The following is a 9366-nucleotide window of genomic DNA, read 5'->3' on the forward strand; positions in this document are numbered from 1 at the left end:
GTAGCCGCACGTTCGGCGAAGGCTAGCCCGAGCCGGGGCCGCCGAACACCGGGCCGTCGAGCGAATCGACGGTGGCGAACGACGCGACCGGTGCGCGGGTCAGCCGGCGCGGCGCCCGGACGGGATGGCCCAACGCGATCACTGCGGCCAACGCCAACGGGTCGGCGGCGCCCAGCAGCGCCTTGACCCGGGCCTCTTCCCGGATCGCGATGGTGGTGAGGACGCCGCCGAGGCCGGCGTCGCGGGCGGCCAGCAGGATGCTCCAGGCGAACGGATAGATCGACGCGCCGCCGGCGAAAGAGTACCGGTCCAGGTCGCGGTCCACGGCCGCCAGCTGCGACAGGTCGGCGAAGACCGCCAGCAGCACCGGGGCCTGGTCGAACCGGTCGGCGAAACCCCCGCCGGTCGCGGTGTCGGCCCCGGCGCGCAGGGCCGCCGCCTCGGCGTCGCGGTCGTTGGTGGGTGCCCAGGGCCGCAGACCGGCGACGCGCAGGGTCAGATACTCCTGCGACCCGCTGCGGTACAGGTCGCGCAGCCGACGCCGCCGATCCGGATCCTTGACCACGACCACCCGCCAGGCCTGCGCGTTGGCGCCGCTGGGGGCGAACCGGGCGGTGTCCAGCACCCGGGCCAGCACGGTGTCGTCGACGGGCTGATCGGTGAAATCGCGGACCGCGCCGGTGCTGCGCAGCGCCTCGGTGAGCTCCATCAGGCCATCCTCGGGCGCCGCGCGGGCCCGAGCAACCGGCGTCGACGTCGGTACCGGGTCGGTTATCGCCCGCGGCAATGGCACACTGGTGGCTTACCAGGCCGGTGACCGTTCTGGTCCAGAGCCTCTTCGAGAAGACCCACACAGGAAAGATAGTTCCGTCATGAACAGCAACCTCGTCGTCTTCATGCCGCTGCTGCTCGCTTTGGCCGCGTTCATGTTCTTCGCGTCGCGGCGGCAGAAGCGCGCCATGCAAGCCACCATCGACCTGCACGAATCGCTGCAAATCGGGGATCGGGTACACACCACCTCCGGGCTGCAGGGCACCATCACCGGCATCACCGACGACACGGTGGATCTGGAGATCGCCCCGGGCGTGGTGACCACCTGGATGAAGCTGGCGGTCCGCGACCGCATCGAACCCGAGACCCCGGAAACCGCCGACGACGCCGACGAGGCCGAGGCCGTGGCATTGACCGCCGACGCCGACCCGCTGCCCAAGGACTAAGACCCTTCGACCGGCACGTACCCTTTGCGGGTGCAGTGAACTGATCGTCAAGCCAGGACCGAGCGCGGGACACCCGTCGGCCGCGGGAGCGGATCGCGCACGAACGGAGGAGACTCAACAACGTGGCATCGCCTTCGGCGCCGGTGCACCCCGCCCGCTACTTGTCGGTGTTCCTGGCCTTGCTCATCGGTGTTTACCTGCTGGTGTTTTTGACCGGGGACAAGAAAGCCCAGCCCAAGCTGGGTATTGACCTGCAGGGCGGCACCCGCGTCACGTTGACCGCCCGCACCCCGGACGGCAAGAGCCCCTCCCAGGATTCGCTGCGGCAGGCGCAGCAGATCATCAGCGACCGGGTTAACGGGCTGGGGGTGTCCGGGTCCGAGGTCGTCATCGACAACGACAACCTGGTGATCACCGTGCCCGGCAACGACGGCAACGAGGCCCGCAACCTGGGCCAGACCGCGCGGCTGTATATCCGGCCGGTGATCAATGCCGTCCCGGCGCAGGACGAGGAGTCCCAACAGGGAAACCCGGGCGGACCTGGCGGACCGGGTATGCCGGGCGGCCCCATGCCGGGAATGCCAGGCGTACCGGGTGGCCCCGGCGGGCCCGGACCGGACACGCCGGGCGGACCCGGTCCCGGGCCGGGTGCGGGGATTCCCGGCCTGCCAGGCGGTGGCCTGCCGGGTGGCCCGGGTGGCGGCCTGCCGGGCGGTGGCCCGGCGCCCCAGGCGCCCGCGGACCAGCCGGTACCGCCGCAGCCGCGGCCCTACCCGCAGGACCCGGCGACGCCCACACCGGCGCCCACCACGCCGCCCGCGACGCCTAACCCGCCGGCACCAGCGCCCGCCACACCGGGTGCGCCGGCGCCCGGACCCGGCCAAACACCGCCGCCGGCACCTGGACCCGACGCCGGGCCCCCGGGGCCATCCGACGAGAAACAGGGTCTGGCCGACCGTATCGCCATGGCCAAGAAGCTGCGGCAAAGCGACAACCAGTTCATCCAGTCGTTGGCGCTGCGCATCATGGCCACCCAGTGCAGCAAAGAGAAAGAGGATGTCCTCGCCGGCAACGACGACCCCAACCTGCCGCTGGTGACCTGTTCGAAGGATCGCAAAGTGGCCTATCTGCTGGGCCCGTCGATCATCAGCGGTGACCAAATCCAGGACGCCACGTCGGGGATGGACCAGCAAAGCGGCGGCTACATCGTCGAACTGCGGTTCAAGAAGGATGCGGCCAACACCTGGGCGGACTACACCGCGGCCCACGTCGGCACCCAGACCGCGTTCACGCTGGACTCGCAGGTGGTCAGCGCGCCGCAGATCCAGGAGGCCATCCCCGGCGGCCGGACGCGCATCACCGGGGACTTCACCCAGGGCCAGGCCCACGATTTGGCGGGCGTCCTGAAATACGGCTCCCTGCCGCTGTCGTTTGAGTCCTCGGAAGCCGAAACTGTCTCGGCGACACTGGGGTTGACGTCGCTGCGGGCCGGTCTGATCGCCGGCGCGATCGGTTTGGCCCTGGTGCTGGTGTACTCGCTGCTGTACTACCGGGTGCTGGGGTTGCTCACCGCGTTGTCGTTGGTGGCTTCGGGCGCCATGGTTTTCGCGATCCTGGTGTTGTTGGGCAGATATATCAACTACACCCTGGACCTGGCCGGTATCGCGGGTCTGATCATCGGTATCGGCACCACCGCGGACTCGTTCGTGGTGTTCTTCGAACGCATCAAAGACGAGATCCGCGAAGGCCGTTCGTTTAGGTCGTCGGTGCCGCGCGGTTGGGCGCGGGCCCGCAAGACGATCGTGTCCGGTAACGCCGTCACGTTCCTGGCGGCCGCGGTGCTGTACTTCCTGGCCATCGGCCAGGTCAAGGGCTTCGCATTCACCTTGGGCCTCACCACGATTCTCGACCTGGTGGTGGTGTTCCTGGTGACCTGGCCGCTGGTGTATCTGGCCTCGAAGTCGCCGACCTTGGCCAAGCCCGCGTTCAACGGACTCGGGGCGGTGCAGCAGGTCGCGCGCGAACGGCGAGCCGCGACCCTTTCGACGGGACGGGGATAGCGAGATGGCCTCTAAAACCAACACCAAGGACGTCGACGACGAAGTCGGCACCGGCGCCACCGAACTGACCGAATCCGGCGTCGACGCCGAGGGCGCGCCCGAACTGCCGCACCACAGCTTCTTGTCGCGGCTGTACACCGGAACCGGCGCGTTCGAGGTGATCGGGCACCGTCGGTTCTGGTACGCGGTCAGCGGGGCGATGGTGGCGATCGCCATCGCCAGCATCGGGATTTTCGGGTTCAACTTCGGTATCGACTTCAAGGGCGGCACCAAGGTCTCCTTCCCCAAGGGCGACGCCGAGACCAGCCAGGTCGAAGACGTCTACCGCAGCGTCGTCGGCTCCGACCCCGAGTCGGTGGTCATCGTCGGCAACGGTGCCTCGGCCACCGTGCAGATCCGGTCCAAGCACCTGGACAACGAGCCGACCAACCAACTCAAAGACGCGCTGTTCGACCGGTTCCACCCCAAGGGCGTCGACGGCAAACCCAGCAAACAGGCCATCAGCGATTCGGCGGTGTCGGGCACCTGGGGCGCCCAGATCACCCGGAAGGCGCTGATCGCGCTGGGGGTGTTCCTGGTGCTGGCGTCCCTGTACATCACGGTGCGCTACGAGCGCTACATGACGATTTCGGCGATGGCGTCGATGGTGTTCGACGTGGCCGTCACCGCCGGTGTGTACTCGCTGGTCGGGTTCGAGGTCACCCCGGCCACCGTGATCGGCCTGCTGACCATCCTGGGCTTCTCCATCTACGACACCGTGATCGTGTTCGACAAGGTCGAGGAGAACACCCACGGCTTCCAGCACACCACCCGGCGCACCTTCGCCGAGCAGGCCAACCTGGCGGTCAACCAGACGTTCATGCGCTCGATCAACACCAGCCTGATCTCGGTGCTGCCGGTGGTCGCGCTGATGGTGGTGGCGGTGTGGCTGCTCGGGGTGGGCACGCTCAAGGACCTGGCGCTGGTGCAGCTGATCGGCATCATCGTGGGCACCTACTCGTCGATCTTCTTCGCCACCCCGATGCTGGTGAGCCTGCGGGAACGCACCGAGCTGGTGCGCACCCACACCCGCCGGGTGCTCAAGCGGCGTAACCGCAGCACAGGCAAGGCCGAGTCGGCCGGCGACGCGGACACCGCCGACACCGACACCGAAGGCGCCGGCGACGCCGAGGAGGCGACCGCGACGGTGCAGGCCACACCGGGGGAGACGACCAAGCCGGCCAGCAAGCCGGCACCGGGGGCACGGCCGGTACGGCCGACCGGCCGCCGCACCGGACGTCCGACCGGCAAGTCCACCGAACGGCGGTAGGCGGGTGGGTGCCCGCTGGCGGCGCGCGCTCGCCTTGCCGGTGGCGATCGCGGCGATCGCCAGCCCGTCGATGACCGGATGCGCCGGCAGTGCCAACGACCAGATCGACTACGCGGTGGACGGCGCGCTGGTCACCTACAACACCACCACCGTCACCGGAGCCGCGTCGGCCGGCGCGCAGGCGTTCGCCCGCACGTTGACCGGTTTCGGCTATCACGGGCCCGACGGGCAGGTCATCGCCGATCAGGACTTCGGCACCATCAAGGTGGTGGGTCGCGCGCCGCTGGTGCTGGACTACCAGATCGCCGATAAGGCCGTCTACTCCGACGGCAAGCCGGTCACCTGCGACGACATGGTGCTGGCCTGGGCGGCGCAGTCGGGGCGGTTCGACCAGTTCAACGCGGCCAACCAGGCCGGCTACACCGACATCGCCAGCATCGACTGCCCGCCGGGCCAAAAGAAGGCTCGGGTGTCGTTCGCGCAGGACCGCAACTTCGTCGACTACAAGCAGCTGTTCACCGCGACATCGATGATGCCGGCGCATGTCATCGCCGAGGAACTGGGCATCAACACCACCGCGGTCACCGATGCGCTGCAGAGCACCAACATTGCGGTGGTGGACAAGGTGGCGCAGGTGTGGAACACCACCTGGCAGCTCAAACCCGACGTCGACACCAAACACTTCCCGTCGTCGGGCCCCTACAAGATCGATTCGGTGCTCGACGGCGGGGCGGTGGTGCTGGTCGCCAACGACCGCTGGTGGGGCGCCAAACCGGTGACCAAACGGATCACCGTGTGGCCGCAGGGCGCCGACATCCAGGACCGGGTCAACAAGCGCGCCGTCGACGTCGTCGACGTGGCCACCGGGTCGTCGGGGGCGCTGATCACCCCGGACGACTACCAGCGCACCGAGACACCGTCCAACGGCATCGAGCAGCTGATCTTCGCGCCGGAGGGTCCGCTGGCGGCGACGCCGGCGCGCCGCGCGCTGGCGTTCTGCACACCGCGGGACGTGATCGCCCGCGACGCCGGGACACCGATCGCCAACAGCCGGTTGTCCACCGCCCACGACGACGCCTTCGACCAGGCCGAAAATGTGCCCGAAGCCGAACCGTTTTCCCACTCCGACCCCGGCGCCGCCCGCGCCGCGCTGGGCGGCAAACCGCTGACCGTGCGGATCGGCTACCGCGAGCCCAACGCGCGGCTGGCCGCCACCGTCGGGGCGATCGCCACGGCCTGCGCGCCGGCCGGGATCACCGTGTCCGGGGTCACCTCGCCGACCACCGGGCCGCAGACCCTGCTCGACGGGCAGATCGACGCGCTGCTGGCCGGCACCGGCGGCGCCACCGGCAGCGGCTCGACCGGGTCGTCGGCGATGGACGCCTACGCCCTGCACACCGGCAACGGCGACAACCTGTCCCGGTACAACAACGGTCAGATCGACGGCATCATCAGCGCGCTGGCGGTCACCGTCGACCCGGCGGCGATGGTGCGGATGCTGGCCGAGAGCGCCCCGATGCTGTGGGCCGATATGCCCACCCTGCCGCTGTACCGCCAGCAGCGCACCCTGCTGACGTCGAAGAAGATCTACGCGGTCGGCAGCAACCCGACCCGGTGGGGCGCCGGCTGGAACATGGACCGCTGGATGCTGGAGCGGTGACAGCCGTTTCCGACCTGGTCGCCGCGCTGACCCGGGAAGTGCCCGACTTCCCGGCGCCCGGCATCCAGTTCAAGGACCTGACCCCGCTGTTCGCCGACGCGCGCGGGTTGGCCGCGGTCGCCGAGGCGCTGGCCGAGGTCGCGGCCGGCGCCGACCTGGTGGCGGGCCTGGACGCCCGCGGTTTTTTGGTGGGGGCCGCCGTCGCCACCCGGTTGGGCACCGGGATGCTGGCGGTCCGCAAGGGCGGCAAGCTGCCGCCGCCGGTGCGCAGCGAGGCCTACAGCCTCGAGTACGGCACCGCCACCCTGGAAATTCCGGCCGACGGCATCGCGGTGGCCGGCCGCCGCGTGGTCCTCGTCGACGATGTGCTGGCCACCGGGGGCACGTTGGCGGCGGCCAAACGGCTGCTGGAGCACAGCGGCGCGACGGTGACCGCGGCCGCGGTGGTGCTGGAGTTGGCCGGGCTGGGCGGACGCGACGCGGTGGCTCCGCTGCCGGTCCACAGCTTGCGGTGTTGTTGAGCGATATCCTCGGGGGCGGAGGTGACGAGCGTGGCAGACGACAACCGCAGCACGGGCCCAGCGGTGCAGCAGCCCAGCCAGCCGGTGCCGGTCGCCGACGTGCTGCCGTCCGACGCGTCCACCGAGCGCACCGATGTGCTCAAGGTGTCCTCCAGCGCGTCGCGGCGGGTGCGGGCGCGGCTGGCCCGCCGGATGACCTCGCAGCGCGGCACCTTGAACCCGGTGCTCGAACCGCTGGTCGCGGTGCACCGGCAGATCTACCCCAAGGCCGACCTGTCGCTGCTGCAGCGGGCCTACGAGGTCGCCGAGCAGCGGCACGCCAGCCAGATGCGGCATTCCGGGGACCCCTACATCACCCACCCGGTGGCGGTGGCCAACATCCTGGCCGAGCTGGGCATGGACACCACCACGCTGGTGGCCGCGCTGCTGCACGACACCGTCGAGGACACCGGCTACCCGCTGGACCAGCTGTCCGCCGATTTCGGTGAGGAGGTCGGCCACCTGGTCGACGGGGTGACCAAGCTGGACAAGGTGGTGCTGGGCAGCGCCGCCGAGGGCGAAACGATCCGCAAGATGATCATCGCGATGGCCCGCGACCCGCGGGTGCTGGTGATCAAGGTCGCCGACCGGCTGCACAACATGCGCACCATGCGTTTCCTGCCGCCGGAAAAGCAGGCCCGCAAGGCCCGCGAAACGCTGGAAGTCATTGCGCCGCTGGCGCATCGGCTGGGGATGGCCACCGTCAAATGGGAGCTGGAGGACCTGTCGTTCGCGATCCTGCACCCCAAGAAGTATGAGGAGATCGTGCGGCTGGTCGCCGACCGGGCGCCGTCGCGGGACACCTATCTGGCCAAGGTGCGCGCCCAGATCATCGCCACGCTGGGCGCATCGAAGATCAACGCGACGGTGGAGGGACGCCCCAAGCACTACTGGTCGATCTATCAGAAGATGATCGTCAAGGGCCGCGACTTCGACGACATCCACGACCTGGTCGGGGTGCGCATCCTGTGCGACGAGATCCGGGACTGTTACGCCGCGGTGGGCGTGGTGCATTCGCTGTGGCAGCCGATGGCCGGCCGGTTCAAGGACTACATCGCCCAGCCGCGCTACGGGGTGTACCAGTCGCTGCACACCACCGTCGTCGGGCCCGAGGGCAAGCCGCTGGAGATCCAGATCCGCACCCGGGACATGCACCGCACCGCCGAATACGGCATCGCCGCGCACTGGCGCTACAAGGAAGCCAAGGGCCGCAACGGGGTTCCGCACCCGCACGCCGCCGCCGAGATCGACGACATGGCCTGGATGCGGCAGCTGCTGGACTGGCAGCGGGAGGCCGCCGACCCCGGCGAGTTTTTGGAGTCGCTGCGCTACGACCTTGCCGTGCAGGAGATTTTCGTGTTCACCCCGAAGGGTGATGTGATCACGCTGCCCACCGGGTCCACCCCGGTGGATTTCGCCTACGCCGTGCACACCGAGGTCGGGCACCGCTGCATCGGCGCGCGGGTCAACGGCCGGTTGGTTGCGTTGGAACGCAAACTGGAAAACGGGGAAGTCGTCGAGGTTTTCACCTCCAAGGCGCAAAACGCCGGGCCGTCGCGGGACTGGCAGGGCTTCGTGGTGTCGCCGCGGGCCAAGACCAAGATCCGGCAATGGTTCGCCAAGGAACGCCGCGAGGAGGCGCTGGAATCCGGCAAGGACGGCATCGCCCGCGAGGTGCGCCGCATCGGGCTTCCGTTGCAGCGCTTGGTGAACGGCGAGGCGATGGCGGCGCTGGCCCGGGAGCTGCACTACGCCGACGTGTCGGCGCTCTACACCGCGGTCGGGGAGAACCACGTGTCGGCCCGCCACGTGGTGCAGCGGCTGGTGGACCAGCTCGGCGGGGTGGATCAGGCCGAGGAGGATCTGGCCGAGCGGTCCACGCCGCTGACCATGCCGCGCCGGCAGCGCAGCACCGACGACACCGGGGTGGCGGTGCCCGGGGCGCCCGGTGTGCTGACCAAGCTGGCCAAGTGCTGCACCCCGGTGCCCGGCGACGCGATCATGGGTTTCGTCACCCGCGGCGGCGGGGTCAGCGTGCACCGCACCGACTGCACCAATGCGGCGTCGCTGCAGCAGCAATCCGAGCGGATCATCGAGGTGCTGTGGGCGCCGTCGGCGTCGTCGGTGTTCCTGGTGGCCATCCAGGTCGAGGCGCTGGACCGGCACCGGCTGCTCTCCGATATCACCCACGCGTTGGCCGATGAGAAGGTCAACATCTTGTCGGCGTCGGTGACCACGTCGGGGGACCGGGTGGCGATCAGCCGGTTCACCTTCGAGATGGGCGACCCCAAGCATCTGGGTCATTTGCTCAACGTGGTCCGCAACGTCGAAGGCGTCTACGACGTCTACCGCATCACCTCCGCGGCGTGACCTTTCGCGGCGCGAGCGTGCGCGTCCCCGGCCGACACGCCGGGCGTGCGGCCGGATCTGCGCACGCTCGCGGGGGGAGTCGCCGAGATTGCGGTAAGGGTCGTGCTCGCCGCCCTTGGATTCAAGCGGTGGCTGCAACGAATGTGGACGGGTTTGAGAGTAGTCGCTCGAGTTCTTCGGCGGGTGTTCG

7 protein-coding genes are annotated in these 9366 nt (G+C 69.4%); 6 read left to right on the forward strand and 1 reads right to left on the reverse strand.

Going from position 1 to position 9366, the window contains the following annotated elements:
• Nucleotides 1-22: 22 nt before the first annotated feature.
• Nucleotides 23-709, reverse strand: coding sequence for a nitroreductase family protein (locus ACAG26_RS21320; protein ID WP_370485059.1), 687 nt, complete (start codon nucleotides 707-709; stop codon nucleotides 23-25).
• A gap of 163 nt (nucleotides 710-872) precedes the next feature.
• Between ACAG26_RS21320 and yajC the strand changes: the two genes are divergently transcribed.
• From yajC to ACAG26_RS21350, 6 genes are all read left to right on the forward strand, one after another.
• Nucleotides 873-1217 carry a preprotein translocase subunit YajC gene (gene yajC, locus ACAG26_RS21325; RefSeq protein ID WP_370485060.1) on the forward strand — a complete coding sequence of 115 codons (345 nt, stop codon included), beginning with the start codon at nucleotides 873-875 and terminating at the stop codon, nucleotides 1215-1217.
• Between the two features lie 122 nt (nucleotides 1218-1339).
• On the forward strand, nucleotides 1340-3277 hold the full coding sequence (gene secD / locus ACAG26_RS21330; RefSeq protein ID WP_370485061.1) for a protein translocase subunit SecD: 1938 nt from the start codon (nucleotides 1340-1342) through the stop codon (nucleotides 3275-3277).
• A 4-nt stretch (nucleotides 3278-3281) separates the two neighbouring features.
• The gene (secF, locus tag ACAG26_RS21335; protein ID WP_370485062.1) at nucleotides 3282-4586 is read left to right on the forward strand and encodes a protein translocase subunit SecF; all 1305 of its coding nucleotides are present in this window, start codon (nucleotides 3282-3284) and stop codon (nucleotides 4584-4586) included.
• Nucleotides 4587-4620: 34 nt separating this feature from the next.
• Nucleotides 4621-6246 (forward strand): ABC transporter substrate-binding protein, encoded by a 1626-nt coding sequence (locus ACAG26_RS21340; RefSeq protein WP_370485069.1) that lies wholly within the window; start codon nucleotides 4621-4623, stop codon nucleotides 6244-6246.
• Complete coding sequence (locus tag ACAG26_RS21345) at nucleotides 6228-6767, forward strand: adenine phosphoribosyltransferase (protein WP_370485070.1); 540 nt, start codon at nucleotides 6228-6230, stop codon at nucleotides 6765-6767. The genes ACAG26_RS21340 and ACAG26_RS21345 overlap by 19 nt, the downstream gene beginning before the upstream one ends.
• 3 nt (nucleotides 6768-6770) lie before the next feature.
• On the forward strand, nucleotides 6771-9176 hold the full coding sequence (locus ACAG26_RS21350; RefSeq protein ID WP_370485071.1) for a bifunctional (p)ppGpp synthetase/guanosine-3',5'-bis(diphosphate) 3'-pyrophosphohydrolase: 2406 nt from the start codon (nucleotides 6771-6773) through the stop codon (nucleotides 9174-9176).
• Nucleotides 9177-9366 lie beyond the last annotated feature (190 nt).

The sequence above is a fragment of the Mycobacterium sp. pUA109 genome (assembly GCF_041287095.1).
In the GTDB taxonomy this organism is placed as follows: domain Bacteria; phylum Actinomycetota; class Actinomycetes; order Mycobacteriales; family Mycobacteriaceae; genus Mycobacterium.